19 protein-coding genes are annotated in these 19975 nt (G+C 67.1%); 6 read left to right on the top strand and 13 right to left on the bottom strand.

The window, feature by feature from the left end; genetic code table 11:
- The first annotated feature begins 70 nt into the window (after window positions 1-70).
- Together eccD and mycP are read left to right on the top strand one after the other, a co-directional pair.
- A complete protein-coding gene (gene eccD, locus ACV7NQ_RS22875) occupies window positions 71-1537 on the top strand; it encodes a type VII secretion integral membrane protein EccD (protein ID WP_463361516.1) in 1467 nt (488 codons plus the stop codon).
- 20 nt (window positions 1538-1557) lie between these two features.
- On the top strand, window positions 1558-2991 hold the full coding sequence (mycP, locus tag ACV7NQ_RS22870) for a type VII secretion-associated serine protease mycosin (protein ID WP_463361515.1): 1434 nt from the start codon (window positions 1558-1560) through the stop codon (window positions 2989-2991).
- A 136-nt stretch (window positions 2992-3127) separates the two neighbouring features.
- Here mycP and eccB read toward each other — a convergent pair whose 3' ends face one another.
- Complete coding sequence (eccB, locus tag ACV7NQ_RS22865; RefSeq protein WP_463361514.1) at window positions 3128-4615, bottom strand: type VII secretion protein EccB; 1488 nt, start codon at window positions 4613-4615, stop codon at window positions 3128-3130.
- A 112-nt stretch (window positions 4616-4727) separates the two neighbouring features.
- On the opposite strand from eccB, the gene eccE reads away from it, so the two are divergent.
- Window positions 4728-6371: a type VII secretion protein EccE gene (gene eccE / locus ACV7NQ_RS22860; RefSeq protein WP_463361513.1), complete on the top strand. Its 1644-nt coding sequence runs from the start codon at window positions 4728-4730 to the stop codon at window positions 6369-6371.
- An 11-nt stretch (window positions 6372-6382) separates the two neighbouring features.
- Here eccE and ACV7NQ_RS22855 read toward each other — a convergent pair whose 3' ends face one another.
- Together ACV7NQ_RS22855 and ACV7NQ_RS22850 are read right to left on the bottom strand one after the other, a co-directional pair.
- Complete coding sequence (locus ACV7NQ_RS22855) at window positions 6383-6943, bottom strand: NADPH-dependent FMN reductase (protein WP_463361512.1); 561 nt, start codon at window positions 6941-6943, stop codon at window positions 6383-6385.
- Between the two features lie 347 nt (window positions 6944-7290).
- Window positions 7291-8100 carry an S-methyl-5'-thioadenosine phosphorylase gene (locus tag ACV7NQ_RS22850; protein WP_463361511.1) on the bottom strand — a complete coding sequence of 270 codons (810 nt, stop codon included), beginning with the start codon at window positions 8098-8100 and terminating at the stop codon, window positions 7291-7293.
- A gap of 113 nt (window positions 8101-8213) precedes the next feature.
- Between ACV7NQ_RS22850 and ACV7NQ_RS22845 the strand changes: the two genes are divergently transcribed.
- Both ACV7NQ_RS22845 and ACV7NQ_RS22840 read left to right on the top strand, forming a co-directional pair.
- Window positions 8214-9161 carry an EamA family transporter gene (locus ACV7NQ_RS22845; RefSeq protein ID WP_463361510.1) on the top strand — a complete coding sequence of 316 codons (948 nt, stop codon included), beginning with the start codon at window positions 8214-8216 and terminating at the stop codon, window positions 9159-9161.
- An 81-nt stretch (window positions 9162-9242) separates the two neighbouring features.
- A complete protein-coding gene (locus ACV7NQ_RS22840; protein WP_463361509.1) occupies window positions 9243-9584 on the top strand; it encodes a metal-sensitive transcriptional regulator in 342 nt (113 codons plus the stop codon).
- Between the two features lie 41 nt (window positions 9585-9625).
- On the opposite strand, the gene ACV7NQ_RS22835 is transcribed toward ACV7NQ_RS22840, so the two are convergent.
- The 5 genes from ACV7NQ_RS22835 to ACV7NQ_RS22815 all read right to left on the bottom strand — a co-directional run bounded on the left by ACV7NQ_RS22835 (window position 9626) and on the right by ACV7NQ_RS22815 (window position 15293).
- Window positions 9626-10534, bottom strand: coding sequence for a TAXI family TRAP transporter solute-binding subunit (locus ACV7NQ_RS22835; protein ID WP_463361508.1), 909 nt, complete (start codon window positions 10532-10534; stop codon window positions 9626-9628).
- Between the two features lie 174 nt (window positions 10535-10708).
- Complete coding sequence (locus ACV7NQ_RS22830; RefSeq protein ID WP_463361507.1) at window positions 10709-12118, bottom strand: sensor histidine kinase; 1410 nt, start codon at window positions 12116-12118, stop codon at window positions 10709-10711.
- A gap of 121 nt (window positions 12119-12239) precedes the next feature.
- Entirely contained in the window at window positions 12240-12899 is a 660-nt protein-coding gene (locus ACV7NQ_RS22825) for a response regulator transcription factor (protein ID WP_463365780.1), read from the bottom strand.
- Window positions 12900-12945: 46 nt separating this feature from the next.
- The gene (locus ACV7NQ_RS22820; RefSeq protein WP_463361506.1) at window positions 12946-14328 is read right to left on the bottom strand and encodes an MFS transporter; all 1383 of its coding nucleotides are present in this window, start codon (window positions 14326-14328) and stop codon (window positions 12946-12948) included.
- A gap of 128 nt (window positions 14329-14456) precedes the next feature.
- Window positions 14457-15293: an LLM class F420-dependent oxidoreductase gene (locus ACV7NQ_RS22815; RefSeq protein ID WP_463361505.1), complete on the bottom strand. Its 837-nt coding sequence runs from the start codon at window positions 15291-15293 to the stop codon at window positions 14457-14459.
- Between the two features lie 157 nt (window positions 15294-15450).
- Between ACV7NQ_RS22815 and ACV7NQ_RS22810 the strand changes: the two genes are divergently transcribed.
- Window positions 15451-15897, top strand: a complete 447-nt coding sequence (locus ACV7NQ_RS22810; RefSeq protein ID WP_463365779.1) for an Hsp20/alpha crystallin family protein — start codon at window positions 15451-15453, stop codon at window positions 15895-15897.
- Between the two features lie 85 nt (window positions 15898-15982).
- Here ACV7NQ_RS22810 and truA read toward each other — a convergent pair whose 3' ends face one another.
- The 5 genes from truA to rpsK form a co-directional block, all read right to left on the bottom strand.
- Window positions 15983-16849, bottom strand: a complete 867-nt coding sequence (truA, locus tag ACV7NQ_RS22805) for a tRNA pseudouridine(38-40) synthase TruA (protein ID WP_463365778.1) — start codon at window positions 16847-16849, stop codon at window positions 15983-15985.
- 127 nt (window positions 16850-16976) lie between these two features.
- Window positions 16977-17507, bottom strand: coding sequence for a 50S ribosomal protein L17 (gene rplQ / locus ACV7NQ_RS22800; protein ID WP_463361504.1), 531 nt, complete (start codon window positions 17505-17507; stop codon window positions 16977-16979).
- A 116-nt stretch (window positions 17508-17623) separates the two neighbouring features.
- On the bottom strand, window positions 17624-18682 hold the full coding sequence (locus tag ACV7NQ_RS22795) for a DNA-directed RNA polymerase subunit alpha (protein ID WP_067785162.1): 1059 nt from the start codon (window positions 18680-18682) through the stop codon (window positions 17624-17626).
- Window positions 18683-18933: 251 nt separating this feature from the next.
- Window positions 18934-19539, bottom strand: coding sequence for a 30S ribosomal protein S4 (gene rpsD, locus ACV7NQ_RS22790; RefSeq protein WP_463361503.1), 606 nt, complete (start codon window positions 19537-19539; stop codon window positions 18934-18936).
- Window positions 19540-19561: 22 nt separating this feature from the next.
- The gene (rpsK, locus tag ACV7NQ_RS22785) at window positions 19562-19975 is read right to left on the bottom strand and encodes a 30S ribosomal protein S11 (protein ID WP_040731638.1); all 414 of its coding nucleotides are present in this window, start codon (window positions 19973-19975) and stop codon (window positions 19562-19564) included.

Here is a 19975-nt window from a genome sequence, read left to right as displayed (position 1 = left end):
GGGTTCGCAAGCTCGCCCCCTGGGTATGCCAGTTGCGGAAACACGAGGTAGAAGACGAGTTGGGGGAAGCTTGACACACGCGCGACTTGACCACATCGACGAGGAATCCTCGCGGGGGATCGTCCGGGCGCCGGATCTTGCCCGGGTGACGATTCTGGCCAAGCACACCCAAGTGGATATGGCGATTCCGGTCGATGTGCCGGTCGCGCTGGTGATCCCGAGTGTCGTCGACATGGTCGCTCAGCACAGCCGCACCAATGACTTCGACAACGAGGGCGAGCGCTTCGAGCCCGCCGAGTGGGTGCTTGCCCGCATCGGCCATCCGCCGTTCTCCAACTCGCTGAGCCTCGGCGAACACGGTGTGCGCGACGGCGAACTGCTCATGCTGGAGAGCGCCTCGCACACCGCACCGACGCCGCTGTTCGACGACATCATGTACAACGTCGCGATCGCGGACACCGATCACTACCGCAGCTGGACCCCGCAGATCGCGCGGATCACCGGTTCGATCCTGGCGGCGATCGCCATGATCGTCGGGTGCGCGGGACTGCTGCTGTCCCAGGATGCGCTGCCGGGCTGGGTGAGCGGCGCGATCGCGCTCGGCGTGGCGATCCTGCTCGTGGTCGCGGGCATGGTGCTCAGCCGTATGTATGACGATACCGGGACGGCTCTGGTGCTCGGCGGCTGCGCGCTGCCCGCCGCGTTCACCGCGGGCATGCTGCTCGTACCCGATCACTACGGGTGGGCGCACGTGCTGCTCGGCGCGGTGCTGCTCGGTGCGACGGCGGTACTCGCCTGGCGCGTCACCGGTGTCGGCCTGGCGCTGTTCATCGGCGCGAGCACCCTTGCGGTGTACGCGGTTCCGGCCGCGCTGGTCGGTTTGCTCACCGACCAGCCGGTGCGCGCCATCGGCGCGGTCGCGGCCGCGCTCGGACTCGGCGGGCTCTCGCTGGCGCCCCGGGTTTCCATGCTGATCGCGAAACTGCCACTGCCGCCGGTGCCTTCGCCCGGCACCCCGATTGACCCGACCGAGGATGATCCCGACGATCACCGCGCGCTGCCGACCATGGACGCGCTGCGCGTGAAGTCGGAACGGGCCCGGATGTACCTCGGTGGACTCGTCGCGGCGACCACGTTTGTCACCGTGGCGGGCGCGCTGGCGGCCACCGATCCCGCCGGCGACGGGCCCTACTGGCAGGGCATCGCGCTGGCCCTGGTCTGTGCCGTGGTGCTGATGTTCCGCAGCCGCACCTACGCGGGCGCCGAACAGGCGGTGGTGCTGATCGCGGGCGGCGCCGGGATCGTGCTGATCATGTTGGTGGGAGCCGGCATCCGCATGGAGCAGCCGCTGGTCATTTTCGCGGCGGCGATGATCATGGTGATCGCCGCGCTGATCCTCGGCATCATCATCCCGAACCAGTCGGCGACGCCGCCGATGCGCCGTGGCGTCGAGCTGCTGGAGTACGCGTTCGTCGCCGCCGTGCTGCCGCTGGTGTTCTGGGTGGCCTCGCTCTACTCCCTCGTCCGCGGGCTATGAGCGAGCGTAGCGAGCGAACGATGAGCACCGCCGCCAACGCAGTCATGAACGCGGCCCTGCGCGTCGCGGCCGTGGCCGTAACGCTTGGCCTGAGTGCGTCTTTCGGTCTCGGCGCTGGTCAGGGCGTCGCGTACGCCGACCGTCCACCACCGGTCAACCCCAGCCTGCTGCCCGCGGGCGACCCGGCGGTGCCGCCCGAAAAGACCGAGGTCCCACCGAATTCCGTCTGCTCGAGCACCACTCCCGGCGGTGACGGCCCCAGCATCCCCGCCGCGCAACGCTCGCTCGACCTGGACAGCGCCTGGCGGTTCTCCAAGGGCGAGGGCCAACTGGTCGCGGTTGTCGACACCGGTGTGGCGCGGCATCCGCGGTTGCCGGGGCTGATTGCCGGCGGCGACTTCGTGGCCAACGTCGGCGACGGCACCGAGGACTGCGACGGTCATGGCACATTCGTCGCGGGTCTCATTGCCGCATCGCAAGTGGATGGCCAAGGCTTCTCTGGAGTAGCACCCGAGGCGCGCATTATGACCATTCGGCAGACCAGCAAGATGTATCAGAAAGAAGGCCGAGCCAGGGAACGCAACCCTGAAGACCTGCCCGAAGGGTACGGAAACCTCCCCACGATGGCGTCAGCGGTCAGGCGAGCCGCCGACGCGGGTGCCAGCGTGATCAATATTTCCGAAGTCTGGTGCGGTCCGGAGAATGACCGTGATGGACAGATCGGCGCCGCAGTGCAGTACGCCACCCTCGTGAAGAACGCGGTCGTGGTGGTTGCTGCGGGCAACCAGGATGGCCCCTGCAAGACCGACAATCCGGTGATCGATCCGTTTGACCCCACCGGTGACCCATGGAGCAAGGTCAAAGTGAATGTCGCCCCGGCCCGTTGGGACGATTACGTGCTCGCGGTTGGCTCGATCGATGCCAGCGGCGCGCCGTCCAAGTTCACTGTGCCCGGCCCGTGGCTGAGCGTGGCCGCGCCGGGCGAGAACATGGTCTCGCTCGATCCGCGCGGTAGCGGCACCGCCACCGGCACCGTCGACCAGCGGGGACAACAGCAGACGATCAACGGCACCAGCTTTGCCACGCCGATCGTGTCCGGCGTGGTCGCGCTGGTGCGCGCCCGCTTCCCGGAACTGAGTGCGCAGGAAGTGATCAAACGCATCGAGGCCACCGCGCACGCGCCCGCCGAAGGCTGGAATCAGTACATCGGGTACGGCGCGGTCGACCCGATCGCGGCACTGACCAACGAGGTCACCGGCCCGCTGCCGCCCAAGCGCCCGAGCCCGGCCAAGCACACCCAGCTCTCGGTACCCGCAGCCGCGCCGATACCGGATCATCGGGCCCGCAATGTGGCGCTCATCGGCACCGCGATCATCGCGGCCGCACTGATTCTCGGCTATCTCGCGTCGTTCCCGATCCGCCGCCGGTTCGGAGTCACTTCCGACGACATGTGACGTCGGCGTGCGGGTGCCGACGCAGTACAGCCGCACCGCCACATGTCACCGCACCACCAAGCATCCGTCGTACCCGAACTAATCCGTCGCTCTGGCGAAAGCTATTACCCCAGAGTAGTTTTCGACCGAGCCAAGCTCACTTGGCCGATGCGACAGGCTGTTTCGACGGCGATGGATCGGGTGCGACACCGTCGTGCGCGATCATCGCTTCTTCCCGGCCCAGGGCGGGGCCGGGCGCGAGCAGGCCGACGATCGGCCACGGTGCGGGTTCCGGACGTACGTTCTGATCCGGATCCATCCCCAGTGCCTTTGCCGCTTCAGCATTCTTGATGCCGTACCGGACTCCCGTGTCGGCGATGTAGAACATGCTGTCCTTGCGGCGGCTGTCCGGCTCGATGCCGGTGCTCTGGATGAACGCGCCGGTGCCCGGCATGATGTACACCGAGTCGGCGTTGACCCCGGAACCGTCCGCCTGCGCGAGCGGCACCAGTTTGGCCTTGTCCGGAATCGGCAGGGCCACACCGGTGATCACCGACAGCTCGGCCCGATTGCCGCCGTCCTTGTTGTCGGCCGCCGCGGCGATCGGCTTCCAGGACAGGCAGCTGACCGGCTGATCCTTGGACTGGATAATCGACAGCGCGCTCTGCGGGTAGGACTCGACGCGCAACGCGTGCGAGACGTTCGCATAGGTCTTGTCGGTCTGGTCGATGGTGGTGGTCGACGCCGTGGTGCGGTACCGATTGCGAATGATGTTGGCGGTCAACGGAGAGATCTGCTGCAGGCCGTCCTGCAACACCACGTAGTGCGTGTCGGGCTCGGTGGGCACCTCCACCACGTCACCGATCCGATGGTTGGCGACCGAGTAGTTCACCGAACCACCCGGGTTGTCGATCGGGGGCGGAATGATCGGCAGCACTTCGGGAATCGTGTTGAGCAGGCCCTCCCCGATCGGCCTTGGGCTCGCGCCGGTGATGCCGAGCGCGTCGGTGACAGCCCGGTCGGTCATGTCGACCTGAGCCCGCTTGTTGTCGAACACCAAATACGTCGATTCTTTGCCCTGCACGAGCAGCGCCTTGTCCTTGCCCATGACCGAGGCCTTCTCGCCGAGCTCGGGTGCACCGGCAATCACCGAGGTGGTGAAGTCCTTGCTGCCGTCGTTCTTCAACTGGTCGCAGACGCTCCAGGCCCGGCCCTTGCCGTCTTTTTCGAAGCGCAGCGACTCCGGTGCACCGGGAATGCCGATCAGCTGCCCGCGCGGCTTCTTGCCGAGTTCGGAGTCCTTGACAACTGCGGGCTTCTCCGGCCCGCCCGCGGCCAGTCGGGCCGAGGCGAGGTTCAGCGTGGGATGCACGACGTCGTCGATGACCACGTAGACGCCGCCGGATTCCTTGCCGATCAGGATCTTGTTATTGCCGATCTTGTCCTGCGGGCGCAGCAGCGCGAGCACACCGCAACCGGCGAGAACGACGATGGCGAGCACCAGCCCCGCCGTGTACGCGCGCGACTGGGATCGCATCGGGTCGTGCAGCATTCGCACGTCCCGACGGACCAGGGCGTGTTCCATCCTGCGGACCAGGAAGCGGTAGCCGCTCACCTGCCAGCGGGTAGTGGGTTTTGAAGGCATGTTTCCTCCCCCGAACAGTGCTCACGTTCGCGGAACACAGTACAGTTCCCGGGGACTCTTGTTCAGCTCGGCCGGTAGAAAACGGCCGATATCGGGTACTTGGGGGACGATGATGGCCGATTCAGCCGGCGCGGGACCACGCCCGCTCCTCGGACGCATCTCGCTGCAGAACCTGCTGGTCGCGCAGGTAATCGGACTCGCCGCCGGAGTGATCGCGCTGATCGCCGGGCTCCCCGCCTGGTCCGCAGTGGCGGTGGCCGTGGTTGCCGCGCTGCTGCCGCTGATCCCGATCGCCAAACGGACCCTGCTCGACTGGATCGCCACCTGGTGGCGCTACGTCACCCGCAGCGACTACGAGATCGGCGACACCGTCGATTTCCGTGGCGCCGATGGTCGCTCGCTCGGGTTGTACTGGGACGGCACCCGGGTCGTCACGGTCGTCGAGGTGCTCGCGCCCAAGGGCGGGCTGACCCGTATCGCCCGCACCACGGTGCACGCCTCGCACCTGCTGCCGCTGCCGGAACTGGCCAAATGCCTCAACCAGCACGACATTCTGCTCAGCGGCATCGACATCATCAGCCACGGACACCGCAGCCGTTCCGGCACGCCCGCCGGCCAGATCTACGAGTCGCTGCTCGGCCCGCTGCCCGCCACCGCCCATCGCACGGTGTGGCTGGCCATCAGCTTCGACGCGATCGCCTGCCCGGAGGCCGCGGCCAGGCGCGGCGGCGGCAGTGACGGCGCCTCGCGCGCGGTAACCATTGCGACACAACGCATTATGCGCGCGCTGGAAGACGCCGACTGCAACGCACGCATCCTCACCGCGCCGGAAATCCGCAAAGCCGTCCTGCAGATCACCGCGGGCTTCGACCTGCGCACGCTGACCCACCGCTGGCGCTACGCCGAGATCGGCAACAGCGTGAATATCGGCAGCGCGGTCGACCCGAAACGGCTCGATTCGGACCTGCTGGCCCAGCTGTGGGTGGCGCCATCGCGCGGCACCACGGTCGCGGTGCGGCTGCGTCCCGGCAGTTCGGCCGAGTCGGTGAGCATCGGCGCGGCCTGGCGACTGACCGCGCGCGAGCTGACCGAGCGGACCAAGCTCAATGGCCTGATCTCGATGAACGGACGGCACCGCGACGGGCTGCTTGCCCATCTGCCGCTTGCCATTCCGGCCCTGGACGACACCGTCCCGGTGGCCGAGTATCCGATCGATGTGATCGGCGCGCTGCATCTGCCGTCCTCGGGTTGCGGTCAGCTGATCGGCTCGGACGATGAAGGGCAGGGTGTCGCGGTTCGTATCGTCGGCACCGGTATCTCGACGGTGTATGTGGCCGGTGAGCTGTATCTGGCCCAGCAGTTGGTCTTCCGCGCGCTGGCGGTCGGCGAACGCATCCTGGTGCGCACCGACCGCGCGCACGCGTGGGAGAACCTGGTGAACACCATCGCGAACCCGGAGCGACTGACCATCGCGGTCGAAACACACCAGTCCGACGCGGGTTTCACCGCGACGGTGGTGGACGGCGTGCTGGCGCCGGCGCCGCACGCGGGTGTCACGACGATCTATGTAACCGGTGATCCGATGGGTTGGCCCGCCACGCGGCCGGACCTGTCGATCCACCAGCCGGGCGCCATCGGCAACCACGTGATCCTGCGGACCGGCACCGCACAGGTGGATCTGACCCTGGTCTCCATCCCCCGCGAAGCCACCTACATCGGCAACCCCCGTGTCCGTCGCGCGATGGCGAATCAGTAGCGTCAGCGCGCTCAGCCGGGATAGGGGTCGGCAGCGCGGGCGGCGCGCAAAGTCCTTGCCCACCAGGCGAGCTGGCGGAGTAGGCGGTCGGCGGCGTCGATGGCGGCGCCATCCTGGGTCTCCCCCTCCGCGTCGAATCGCTTCTTCGCCTGATGGAAGCTGACGGTCTCACGGATCGAGACCATATGGATCTCCGCCACCACTTGGCGCAGCTGCTCGACCGCGCGCAAACCACCGGAAAGTCCGCCGTAGGAGACGAATCCGATCGGCTTGGCCCGCCATTCGCGCTTCGCGGTGTCGAACGCGGTTTTCAGTGACGCCGGGTAACCGTGGTTGTACTCGGAGGTGATCGCCACGAACGCATCGGCGGCGGCCAGCCGCGCACGATACCGCTCGACCACCGGTGTGTCGGTCAGGTCGACCGGCAACGGAGTTTCGCTGAGATCGATGACGCCGATATCGAATTCGGGACTCGCACGCACCGTCCGCAGGAACCAGTCGGCGACGACCGGAGCGAATCGCTCGGGACGCACGCTGGCCACGATGACTTCGAGCCGCAGCGGAATATCCACAGCGCGAGCCTAGCCGCGTGGCCCGCACACCGAAGCGACCGCACCCGGATCGGCGACTGCCAGTCGCGAGCACTCGGCAATCGGGCCGATCCAGATGTCGCGGACCGCGCCGCTTCAGCCGGTGACGACCTCGTGCCGGGTGACGCGGTGTGAGCGGCGGTATTCGCTGGGTGAGATGCCGACCTCGCGGCCGAAGTGGGCGCGCAGGTTGAGGGGGCGCTGCCGATGCCGTAGCGCGCGGCGACGACGTCGACCGGCAGATCGGTGGTCTCGAGCAGTTCCCTGGCCCGAACAACGGGGCCGGCGCAACCGCACGCCCAACCCGCCCGCACCGAACCCGCAGTGTCTCAGGGTAATTCGAACGGCAGCGAAACTCCCACGTGCACCCGGCACCGTTCGCAGGTGTCGGTACCGGTGACCGCCGATACCGAGCGCCGGATCAGCTCCTTGAACGGGCCGAGGTTCTTCTTGAATTCGGCGAAAACGTCAGTGGCGTGCACACCGTCGCCCTCTTCCACACCGGCATCCAGGTCGGTCACCAAAGCAACTGCGGCATAGCACATTTCCAGTTCACGAGCGAGCACCGCCTCGGGGTGACCGGTCATATTCACTAGCTCCCAGCCCTGGGCGGCGAACCAGTGGCTCTCGGCCCTGGTGGAGAACCGCGGCCCCTGCACAACGACCATCGTGCCGCCGGACTTCATCGGCAGCGCATCGGTCGCGGATTTCGTTGCGGCGGAGCGTAGTTCGTCGCAGTACGGATCGGCGAAGGAGACGTGCACGCCGCCGCCGTCGAAGTAGGTCTGCGGGCGGCCGGTGGTACGGTCCACCAGCTGATCCGGCACCGCGACGGTGCCCGGTCCCCAGTCCGCCCGCAGGCTACCCACCGCACACGGCGCGAAGATCCGCCGCACGCCCAGCGAACGCAACGCCCACATATTGGCCTGGTACGGCAGCGTATGCGGAGCGAACTCGTGCTGCATGCCGTGGCGCGGCAGGAAGGCCACCGCCCGCCCCTCCACCGCGCCGATCGCGATCGGCGCACTCGGCTTGCCGTAGGGGGTGTCGACCTCGACAGTGGTCGCCTCGTCGTCGAAGAAATCGTAGAAGCCACTACCGCCGATGACGGCGAGTGCGGGCCGGACATGCGAACTCATGCACATGATTCTCCCGCCTGGTCTCGATCCCCGGCCAGACGGGTCCAGATCCGTCGAACTCCGACCTTCGGCCATCATGGCCGGATCGGGTATCGGCGAAGCAGGAGGTCGAGGTGGGGTCGTCGGGTGCTCGCACCGGAGTGTGGCTGACAGTGGGTAGCGGGCTGGCCTTCGCCAGTTCCGGGCCGCTGGCGAAATCGGTGCTGGCGGAGGGCTGGTCGCCGGGTGCCGTCCTGGCGATACGGCTGAGCGGGGCGGCGGTGGTCATGCTGGCGCTTGCGATGATCGGCGACCCGGGCGGGTTGCGCGAGTGTCTGCGTCATCTGCGCACCGTCGGCGCGTTCGGCGTGGTCGCCGTGGCCGGGGTACAGGCCACGTTCTTCCTGTCGCTGCAGTACCTGCAGGTGGGCGTGACGCTGATGATCCAGTTCCTGGCGCCGATCGCGGTGATCGGCTGGAACTGGGCGATCCAGAGGCGCAAGCCGTCCGGTGCGACCCTGCTCGGCGCTGGGCTCGCGCTCGGCGGTGCGGCGTTGGTGATCAATGTCTTCGATGCGGGCGGGCTGAGCCTGCCCGGTCTCGGCTGGGCGGCGCTGTCGATGCTGTGCAACGCGACCTTCTTCCTGCTGTCCGAGCGCACCTCGGACTCACTCAGCCCGGTCGCGCTGCTCGGCGCCGGACTGACCGTGGCGGCGGCGACCTCTTGGATACTCGCGGCGGTCGGCCTGCTGCCATTGCTGTTCGGCGGCAACACCGCGACACTGGCCCAACACCACCTTCCCGCGGCGGTATCGCTGGCATTGTTGATCGTGATCAGCACGGTGGTCGCGTACCTGTCCGGGGTGGCGGGCGCGGCGCGGATCGGCTCAACGCTCATGTCGCTCGTTCTGTTGAGCGAGGTGCTGTTCGCGGTGGTGCTGTCCTGGCTGCTGCTCGGCGAATCGGTGACGCCGGTGCAGATGGTCGGCGGCGTGCTTGTGGTCGGTGGCATCGCGCTGGCCCGCAGCGGCGCGGAACATCGGGCACGCGCGCCTGAGGTGGCGGGCCGGGCGCTGACCTGACAACACTGCATATCCTGTGTACCCTAGGGGGGTATTGATTCGGTCAGGCCGGAGACCCGGCAGGCAGCGAGGAGACAGCCGGTGACACCCACATCGTCGCACGACGACACCGCGGCAGCCACGACCGCACACGATCACGCCGGCCACGGCTATATCACCGCCAAGGACGATTACCTCAAGCGGCTGCGCCGGATCGAGGGCCAGGCCCGCGGTCTGCAGCGCATGGTCGAGGAAGAGAAGTACTGCATCGATATCCTCACCCAGGTCTCCGCGATGACCAAGGCGCTGCAGGCGGTCGCGATGGGCCTGCTAGAGGACCACATCAGTCACTGCGTGGTGGACGCCGCGGTCGCCGGTGGCCCCGAGGCCGACGCCAAGATCAAAGAGGCCACCGACGCCATCGCCCGCCTGGTCCGTTCCTGACGGCCGGTCAGCGCGCAAGATCCGCGAGTATTGAGTACGGGCTAGCCGTGCCTGCGCCGGTAGACCGCCGCCGCACCGGGATGCAGTGGCACGGAGCCGGTTCCGATCAGGGATCGGGTGTCCAGGAACTGGGTGCCCGCCGCTTCGGCGGGCACCAATGCGTCGGCGCGGGATACCAGTAGCTCGACGATCGCTTCGGCGGCGGCGTTCGGCAGTGAGGGGGCGGCGAGCAGGAGATTCGCGACGCCGATGGTGCCTACCGCGGGACCACCGGGATACGCGTCGGCGGGAATCTCCACCCGGTCATAGAGGTAGCCGAACCGTTCGCGCATCGGCGTGGCCAACTCGCTGAGGTCGACCAGACGCATCCGCTGCGGCACCTCGAGCACACCGGTGGGCACCCCGCCCGCCCACAGCAACGCGTCGATCTGGCCGCCGTGCAAGGCCGCCACCGCATCCAGCAGGGGCCGGTGCGCGGTCACCACGTCCACCGCGGGATCCAGCCCCGCGGCCCACAGCATCCGCACACCGGTCAGCGCCGCACCCGAGCCCGCGGCGCCGAGGTTCACCCGGTTCCCGCGCAGATCGGCGACGCGATGGATCGGGCCATCCGAGCGCACGGCCAACTGCAGATAGTTCTCGTACACCCGCCCGAGCGCCAGTACCCGATCCCGCTCCCCCACCGAATCCGACAGCGCCAGAGCCGCATCCACCTCACCGGCAGCCAACCGCGTCAGATTCTCCTGCGACCCCGAGGTGGTCACCGGTTCGATCCGCACCCCACCCGACTCCGCCGCGACGGCCGCGAGCAGCCGGGCGAACGCATGATAGAAACCACCGACCTCCCCGGAAGCCAGCCGAACAACCGCCGCCCCTTCCGAGGAACAACCCGCGACCTCCGCCACGGCACCGAAAGCCGCCAGTGCCACGAACTTCCGCCGCCCAATCACCGCCGCAGGTTACCCGGAAATCGACTGCGCCCCAGTCAAACACGGGATTCACGGCGAGACCAGTTCGATTGCGCCGCCCAATCATCGCCGTACCGCCGTAGGCAGCTCGAAATCGCCTGCGCCCCAGTCAAATACACGAAGCACGGCGAGACCCGTGGGGATTGTCCCGCCCGATCATTGCCGCACCGCTGGTAGTCGGACGTGGATAGCGAGACCCTGGGGGTCGACGGATTCGACGGTCAGTGTGCCGCCGCGCGCTTGGGCCAGGGCGGTGGCGATCGGTAGGCCGAGGCCGGAACCGCCTGTGGCGGCGGTGGAGCCGCGGTAGAAGCGGGTGGCGAGTTTGTCGATCTCATCGGGCGCGACGCCGGTGCCGTTGTCACGGACGGTCACGGTGACCCAGCCCGGCTCGGTGCCTACAGAAAGGACCGTGTGCGCGCCCGGTCCGGCATAGCGGCACGAATTACTCACGGGCACATCTAGTATTTGCGCGAGGACGTTGGCGGAGACCGCGGTGTCGGCCTGCTCGACGGTGGGTTCGGCGCGCAACTCGATCCCGGCGTTATCGAAGGCGGAGTGCCAGGCGTCGACGCGGTCGGCGACCACCTGTACCGCGTCGCAGTGGTTTTCGGTGTCGGACGGGGTGCGGGCCGACTCGAAGGCGGCGGGGGTTTCGGCGACGGCGAGGTTGAGCAGGCCGTCGAGCAGTGCGGTCAGTCGATCGACCTCGGCGGCCGCGCGACGGAAGGTCGCCGCCGCGCTCTCGGGAATAGCCGGTTCCAGCGAATCGAGCCGAATTGTTAGTGCAGCCAATGGATTTCGCATGGCGTGCGCGGTATCAGCGACCAGTTGACGTTGCGCGTCCGCCGAATCGGCGACGGCCAGCGCCATCGCGTCGAACGATTCGGCGACGGCCCGCATTTCGGGTGGGCCACCGTGGCGACGCGCGATGGCGGCCGCGGCACGCGGTTTCGGCAGTGTCGCGGTCAAATCGGCGACCGCGTTCGACAGCGCCGCCAGCGGGCGCAGCACCCAGCGGCTCAGCGTCAGCGCCAGCAGCGTGAATACCACCATGGCGACGATGGCGCCCGCCGCTATCACCGCCCATGCCCTGGCGATATCGACGCGCGCCCGCGCGGTGGACGCCTCGATCACCACCGCGCCGTTCACCTGCACCCCGGTGCCCACCGGTCGCGCGACCAGCATCGTCGGCGCACTCCAAGGGGTGAGCCGATACACCGTTTCCGGCCGCTGGTTGCGACGCGCGTCGGCGACCGCGTCGACGACGGTGGAATCGATGGTGTCCACCCCGGCATTGACGGTCCTGGCGCCTCGTGCATCGACCACCAGCACGTTCTCCGCGTAGAGCTCGTGGTAGCGGCCGACCTCGTCTGCCAGGGGCCTGCTGTCGCCCTCCGCCGCCGCGGCATCGGCGAGGGCGGCGAACCGGTCGGCGTCACCGGAGCGGCCGGCCACGAATTCCTGGGTCCGGCTAGTCGCGAAGGTCAGCGACAGCGGGATGGCGAACGCGAACACCGCGATCGCCGCAAACACCGTCAGCGCGACGAGCAGCCGTCTGCGCACGCTGGCACCGCTCCTCTGCTCACCGAGGTCCTTCGCTCACCTGGCTCCCATGGTCACCGGCTCCCGCGACTATCCGGGCTCCCGTGATCACGGGGTTCTATGGTCACAGGGCCGGCCTGCTTTACTGGCCCCAGCGGTAACCGTAGCCGCGAATCGTAGTGATAAGCCCGGGCCGGCCCAATTTCGCGCGCAGTCCGGTCATGTGCACGTCCAGCGAACGCGATACCGCGACGAACGCGTCGCCCCAGATCCGATCCATCAGTTGCTGGCGGCTCACCGCGGCGCCTGGCCGCTCCACCAGCGCCTCGACCAACTCGAATTCCTTCTGCGTCAACGAGATCGGCACACCGGCCACCTCGACCACGCGCGCCGCGAGGTCGACCCGCACATCCCTGGTGACCACCTCGGCCCGCTCCGGTTGCGACCCGGCGGCCGCGCGGCGCACGACGTTCTCCAGCCGTGCCATCAATTCCGCGATCCGAGGCGGCTTCACCAAGTAGTCGTCGGCGCCGCCACGCAGCCCGCGCACGATGGAGCGTTCGTCGCTGCGCGCGGTCAGGATCAGTACCGGCACGGAACTCACCTCGCGCAGCTGGCGCAGCACATGCAGGCCGTCGCCGTCGGGTAGTCCGAGATCGAGGATGACCGCGTCGTAACCGCGGTGCGCGGTGAGCAGATCGGCGCCGCGGCGCTTGCGCTCGGCCTGATAACCGCGGGCGTTGAGCGCCTCGACCAGCGCGTCACCTACGCCGTCATCGTCTTCGACCACCGCCAGCCGCACGCGCCGATCCTCCCACAACGGGTGGATCCGCGCGTGTGCCGGGCTGTCAGTCACGCACAGTGGCGGACAGGCGAGCCGGCTCGGCCACCCCGGGGTCGACCCCAGTATCGGCGACGATGGTGGTGGACAGCTCGGTGTCGATGGTCGACGTGGACGAGGTCTCCCGCATGAAGGCATAGGTGCCCAGTGAAATCGCGATACATCCGGCGACGTACCAGTAGAACAGCGACTCATGGCCGAGGTCCTTCAGCTTGAGCGCGATCAGTGGCGCGGTGCCGCCGAAGATGGCGACAGTCAGCGCGTAGGGCAGGCCGACGCCGAGCGCACGAATCTTGGTGGGGAACAGTTCAGCCTTCACGATCGCGTTGATCGAGGTGTAGCCGGTGACGATCACGAGGGCGGTCATCATCAAGGCGAAGGCGCCGAACGGGTTCTTCGTGTGGGCGAGCACCGTCAGGATCGGCACGGTCAGCAGGGTGCCCGCGATGCCGAAGAAGAGAAGCAGCTTGCGGCGGCCGATCCGGTCGGAGCACGTGCCGGACAGCGGCTGCAACACCACGAACACCAGCAGCGCGATGAAGTTGATCCACGCCGCGGTCGGTTTGGGGATGCCGCTGGTGTTGGTCATGAACGTCTGCATGTAGGTGGTGTAGGTGTAGAAGGCGACCGTGCCACCAAGGGTCAGTCCGACCACTAGCAGGCATTCCCGCGGGTATTGGATCAGCATCCGCAGCGAACCACGCGCCTGACCACTGGTCGGTGTGCTGCTGGCTTCGACCTTGTACTGCTCCGACTCGTCCATGCTCCGCCGCAGCCACATGACGGTCACGGCAGCCACCGCGCCGATCACGAAGGGGATACGCCAACCCCAGGCGTCCATGTCCTTGGCGCTGATGAGCTGCAGCAGCACGATCTGCACGCCGAGTCCGATGAGCTGACCGGCAACCAGAGTCACGTACTGAAAACTGGAATAGAAGCCGCGCTTGCCCGGCGACGCGACCTCGGACAGGTAGGTCGCGCTGGTGGCGTATTCGCCGCCGACCGAAAGTCCTTGCAGCAGTCGGGCAATCAGCAAGAGCAGCGGCGCGATGATGCCGATCTTGTCGTAGCTCGGCGTCACTGCGATAAGTAGCGAGCCCGCCGCCATCACGGTAACCGACAGGGTGAGCGCGGAGCGCCGGCCGAACCGGTCCGCATACCACCCGAGTGCCCAGCCACCGATGGGGCGCATGAGGAAGCCCACCGCGAATACCGCTGCGGTAGAGAGCAATTGCGCGGTGGAATCACCCTTGGGGAAGAACGACTTCGAGAAGTAGATGCCGAACGTTATGTAGACATACCAGTCGTACCATTCCACGAGATTGCCGATGGAACCGCGCAATACGTTTGCGATCACTCGGCGCTCGCCCACGGGCTGTGTCGTAGTCACTAGATCTCCTTCTTCGACGCGGCCTTGCGTCGGTCGGAAATCAGTGTGTGCGCAGTCACAGTGCGGGCGGAACCGCTCGGGCCTGTTTCTAACAATCCCTTAGGACGGTTGGCGCCGCATCCGTGTGGCTATACCTGTTGCGCGCGAAGCGCGGGCGCCAAAGCGCGCAGGGTGGGCGCGGCGTCCGGCTCCAGGGGCTGGATCACGACGTGATCGGCACCGGCGCGCAGGTGTGCGGACAGCTGCTGCGCGATCGACTCCGCGCTGCCGTGTGCCACGAGGGCGTCGTAGAGGCGGTCGCTGCCGGGCTTGGTCACGTCCTCATCGGTGAAGCCGAGCCTGCGCAGGTTCGCGACGTAGTTCTGCAGGTCCAGGTAGAACGCGACGCGCGGACGTGCGGTGGCGCGGGCGCGCACCGGATCCTCGTCCAGCACCACCTTGTGCTCGGGCGCCAGCAGCGGGCCCGCGCCGAGGACCTGCCTGGCGGTCTTGGTGTGGTCCGGGGTCACGAGGTAGGGCAGCGCTCCCGCCGAACGGTCCGCCGCCAGCTTCAACACGCGCGGGCCCAATGCGGCAAGGGCGCGGCGCTCCTTGGGCACCCCCGCCTCGTCGAGTACGTCGAAGTATTCGACCAGCGCGGCGTAGGGCTTGCGGTACTCGCCGGTGTGTTCAGAATGGCCCGCGCCGATACCGAGCAGGAAGCGCCCGGGGAAGCGCGCCTCGATCCGATGGAACGAGTCCGCGACGTGCTTCGCGGGTGCGGACCAGATGTTCACGATGCTGGTGGCCACCGTGATCGTCTCGGTCGCCGCGAGCAAAGACTCGACCCCCGGCAGCTCGGCAGGCGGCGAAGATCCGAGCCACAGCGTGCCGTAGCCCAGCTCCTCCAACTCCCGTGCGTCCTCCGGGGTGAACCCCGTGTAGCCACGCCATACGCCGAACCGTCCGAGTCGCTCGATAGCCATATCTCAACGAACGGCCATCGGACGACTCATATTCCCCCGCCGAACTCGAATTCGGGTCTGGCACTCTCCCATTGAGAGTGCTAAATTTGTCGGTGCACAGCTTCCGGCGCTTGCCGCCGTGGTGAGCGTCGCCCCTATCGAGATGGAGGTGATTGCTGTGCTGAGGTTCGATCCGTTTCATGACATCGATACCGTCGCCCGCCAACTGCTTGGCGAAGCTGCGGGGACCGCACGTGCACCGCGATTCATGCCGATGGACCTATTCAAGGCCGGCGACCATTATGTGCTGAACGCCGACCTGCCCGGGGTCGACCCCGGTTCGATCGATGTGAGTGTCGACAACGGCACGCTCACGCTGCGCGCTCAGCGCAGCACGCCCAGCGACGAAGGCGTCCAATGGATTGCCTCGGAGCGCTTCGCGGGCACGTTCATGCGCCAGTTGTCCCTCGGCGACAATGTCGACGCCGACCAGATCAGCGCGACCTACAACAACGGGGTGCTCTCGCTGACGATCCCGATCGCGGAGAAGGCCAAGCCGCGCCGCGTCGAGATCTCCGGGTCATCGCAGCAGCCCAAGACAATCGAAGCAGGTTCTTCGAACTGAGCCTTCCTCCCGCTCCCGCATCGTGTGATGAATCGCGGTGCGGGAGAGCGCAACAGGCGACAGCATTCATCAAATCGAATCGGGGTCAGCTACCGCAGCAGCCCTCGTCTGCCACTGGGACAGAACGCATTTCGCGGGTCTGGGCGTTGCGGGCGGCCAGGTCGATGTCGGCGGGGTAGTCGATGGCGGTCAGGCTCAGGCCGTGCGCGGGGGCGACGGTGACCGAGCTGGAGCGTTCGATTTCGTTCAACAGACCGGCGACCCAGTCGGGGGTACGGCGGCCCTCCCCGACAGCGAGCAGCGCCCCGACCAGGCTGCGGACCATGGACCAGCAGAACGCGTCGGCGCTGACATTGGCGATCAGCGAATCACCGTCGTGCTCCCAGTCGAAGCGCTGGAGTTCGCGGACCGTGGTCGCACCGTCGCGGCGGCGGCAGAAAGCGGCAAAGTTGTGCAGGCCCAGCAGTTTTCGCGAAGCCTCGCGCATGGCCTCGACGTCGACGTCGGATCGCCACGCGACCACGCTGCGCGCCTGTAGCGGTTCGGCGCCGTACTGGGCGGTGGTCAGTCGGTACGCGTAGTGGCGACGGATCGCCGAGAAGCGGGCGTCGAACTCGGGCGGTGCGACGCGAGCGGCCTTGATACGCAGGTCTTTCGGCAGAAAACGCGCCATCCGGTGCACCAGCTTGCCCGCATCGAATTCGGCGGTCGTATCGAAGTGCGCGACCTGTCCTTCGGCATGCACGCCGGCATCGGTGCGACCCGCGACGGTCAGCAGGATCGGCTCGCGGTATACCTTGCTGAGCGACTCCTCGAGCACCCCCTGCACCGTGCGCAACCCGGGCTGGCGCGCCCAGCCGGTGAAATCGGTGCCGTCGTAGCCGATATCGAGCCGGACGCGCACCGACTCGGCGGAAGCATTCGCTGCCGGTAACGAATCGCGCACCGGCACAACCGGATCGGACGCCGCAGCCGAACCCACCGGATCCTGCACAGTCACAACGATCTCCTGATCAACGCGAACGAGCCCGCCGACCCGGAACCGGGTAGCGGGCTCGTTCGAGAACTCCGACGCGGGGTCAGGCGTCCTTCTTGTCCTCAGCGACCTCATCGGCAGCCGGGGCCTCGGCCTCGGTGTCGACGGTCTCGGCGACAGCCTCGTCGGCGGTCTCCTCGACGACCTCGGCGACCGGCGCCTCGGCCCTCTGCGACGCGGCAACACGGCGAGCGCGATCGGCCTCGTTGGTCACGGTCTTCTCCCGGACCAGCGCGATGATCGCCATCGGCGCGTTGTCACCCTTGCGGGGCAGCGTCTTGGTGATGCGCGTATAGCCACCTTCGCGACCCTCGAACGAGGGGCCGATCGTGGCGAAAAGCTCGTGCACGACGTCTTTGTTGCGGATCACCTTGAGCACCTCGCGACGGTCGGCGAGGGTGCCGGCCTTCGCCTTGGTGACAAGCTTCTCGGCGTAGGGGCGCAGCGCCTTGGCCTTGGCCTCGGTGGTCGAAATACGACCGTGCTCGAAGAGCGCCGTCGCCAGATTGGCGAAGATCGCCTTCTGGTGCGACGCCGACCCGCCGAAGCGAGCACCCTTCTTGGGCTTGGGCATTGTTTGTTCTCCTTGTGTGAGGCCGGCCGGGGTGCCTACCCCAGCGGCCAATTGGCACAGTCGGACGGAGTCCGTCTATAGCCTCGCGCTTGGACGAGCGTAGCCGAGGCCACCGCCTAGAGCTGTTCGGTCTCGGCGTAGTCCTGCTCGCCGCCGTCGGTGTCACTGAACGTGCCGCTGTCGCTCCACGTTCCAGTGCTCGCGTCGTAACCCACCACGGAAGAAGGATCGAACGACGCCGGGCTGTCCTTGAGCGAGAGGCCGAGCGCGTGCAGCTTGACCTTGACCTCGTCGATGGACTTCTGGCCGAAGTTGCGGATGTCCAGCAGGTCCGACTCGGTGCGGGCAACGAGTTCGCCCACGGTGTGCACACCCTCGCGCTTGAGGCAGTTGTAGGACCGGACGGTGAGGTCCAGATCCTCGATCGGCAGACCGAACGAAGCGATGTGATCTGCCTCGGCCGGCGACGGGCCGATCTCGATGCCCTCGGCCTCGACGTTCAGCTCGCGGGCCAGGCCGAAGAGCTCGACCAGGGTCTTGCCCGCCGAGGCGAGCGCGTCCCGCGCGCTGATGGAGTTCTTGGTCTCCACGTCCAGGATCAGACGGTCGAAGTCGGTGCGCTGCTCGACACGGGTGGCCTCGACCTTGTAGGTCACCTTGAGCACCGGCGAGTAGATCGAATCCACCGGGATCCGGCCGATTTCCGCGCCGGATGCCTTGTTCTGCACGGCAGGGACGTAACCGCGACCGCGCTCGACAACGAGCTCGATCTCCAGCTTGCCCTTGTCGTTCAGGGTCGCGATGTGCATGTCCGGGTTGTGCACGACAACACCGGCAGGCGGCACGATGTCACCGGCGGTGACGGTGCCGGGGCCCTGCTTGCGAACGTACATCGTGACCGGCTCGTCCTCTTCCGAGGACACGACCAGACCCTTGAGGTTCAGGATGATGTCGGTGACATCTTCCTTCACACCGGGGACGGTGGTGAACTCGTGCAGGACGCCGTCGATGCGGATGCTCGTAACCGCGGCCCCCGGGATCGAGGACAGCAGGGTACGGCGCAGCGAGTTGCCGAGGGTGTAACCGAAGCCCGGCTCGAGGGGTTCGATGGTGAACTTCGAACGGTTCTCGGCGACGACCTCTTCGGTCAGCGTCGGACGCTGGGAAATCAGCATTAGGAATCATCCTCCTGTACGGGCGCCCACTATTTGACGCCCACGTTCTGGGGGTTGTGTGTGATCGTCCGACCGTTTCGAGCGACCTGCAAGCAGTCGCAAGCGATCCGTTTCGAGCGACCTGCAAGCAGTCGCAAGCGATCCGTTTCGAGCGACCTGCAAGCAGTCCGCAAGCGATCCGTTTCGAGCGACCTGCAAGCAGTCCGCAGGCGATGGATCGAACGACCACGCACCAGCAGCGGTGAAGCTGATTACTTCGAGTAGTACTCGACGATCAGCTGTTCTTGCAGCGGCACATCGATCTGAGCGCGCTCCGGCACCTGGTGAACCAGGATGCGCAGACGGCCCGGGATGACCTGCAGCCAGCCGGGAGCGGTACGGTCGCCGACAGTCTCGCGAGCAACCTGGAACGGCAGCGTGCCGAGCGACTTCTCCTTGACATCGATGATGTCGTACTGAGTCACCTGGAAGCTGGGCACGTTCACGCTCTTGTTGTTGACCGTGAAGTGACCGTGGCTGACAAGCTGACGAGCCTGGCGACGGGTACGGGCCAGACCGGCGCGGTACACGACGTTGTCCAGACGGCACTCGAGCAGACGCAACAGGTTGTCGCCGGTCTTGCCCTTGAGGCGGTTGGCCTCCTTGTAGTAGCGGCTGAACTGCTTCTCCATGACGCCGTAGGCGAAGCGAGCCTTCTGCTTCTCCTGCAGCTGGAGCAGGTACTCGCTCTCCTTGATCCGCGCGCGGCCGTGCTGGCCGGGCGGGTAGGGGCGACGCTCGAAAGCCTGGTCTCCGCCGACGAGGTCGACGCGCAGACGACGCGACTTGCGGGTGATGGGTCCGGTATAACGGGCCATTTTCTAAACCTTCCTTTCCCGCTTAGACGCGACGCCGCTTGGGCGGACGGCAGCCATTGTGCGGCTGCGGAGTGACATCGGAAATCGTGCCGACCTCGAGGCCTGCGGCCTGCAGCGAACGGATCGCGGTCTCGCGACCCGAACCCGGGCCCTTCACGAAAACGTCGACCTTCTTGACGCCGTTCTCCTGCGCCTTGCGGGCAGCGTTCTCGGCGGCGAGCTGCGCGGCGAACGGGGTCGACTTGCGCGAACCCTTGAAGCCGACGTGGCCCGAGGACGCCCATGAGATGACGTTGCCGGCCGGGTCGGTGATCGACACGATGGTGTTGTTGAACGTGCTCTTGATGTGGGCGTGGCCGTGCGGGACGTTCTTCTTTTCCCGGCGACGCGACTTCTGGGTCTTCTTCGGGCCGGAGGCCCGTGACTTCGGAGGCAT

The sequence above is a fragment of the Nocardia sp. Tas62D01 genome, assembly GCF_055232035.1.
Note: the sequence above shows the minus strand (reverse complement) of the source record. Positions and strands in the feature narration are given on the sequence as shown.

Bases quoted from the DNA above. Each gene is read 5' to 3' on its own strand.
- rplQ (WP_463361504.1), bottom strand. From the start codon at position 17,507: ATGCCCAAGCCCAAGAAGGGTGCTCGCTTCGGCGGGTCGGCGTCGCAC.
- ACV7NQ_RS22795 (WP_067785162.1), bottom strand. From the start codon at position 18,682: ATGCTGATTTCCCAGCGTCCGACGCTGACCGAAGAGGTCGTCGCCGAG.
- ACV7NQ_RS22815 (WP_463361505.1), bottom strand. From the start codon at position 15,293: ATGGCTATCGAGCGACTCGGACGGTTCGGCGTATGGCGTGGCTACACG.
- mycP (WP_463361515.1), top strand. From the start codon at position 1,558: ATGAGCACCGCCGCCAACGCAGTCATGAACGCGGCCCTGCGCGTCGCG.
- ACV7NQ_RS22850 (WP_463361511.1), bottom strand. From the start codon at position 8,100: ATGAGTTCGCATGTCCGGCCCGCACTCGCCGTCATCGGCGGTAGTGGC.
- eccE (WP_463361513.1), top strand. From the start codon at position 4,728: ATGGCCGATTCAGCCGGCGCGGGACCACGCCCGCTCCTCGGACGCATC.
- rpsK (WP_040731638.1), bottom strand. From the start codon at position 19,975: ATGCCTCCGAAGTCACGGGCCTCCGGCCCGAAGAAGACCCAGAAGTCG.
- eccB (WP_463361514.1), bottom strand. From the start codon at position 4,615: ATGCCTTCAAAACCCACTACCCGCTGGCAGGTGAGCGGCTACCGCTTC.
- rpsD (WP_463361503.1), bottom strand. From the start codon at position 19,539: ATGGCCCGTTATACCGGACCCATCACCCGCAAGTCGCGTCGTCTGCGC.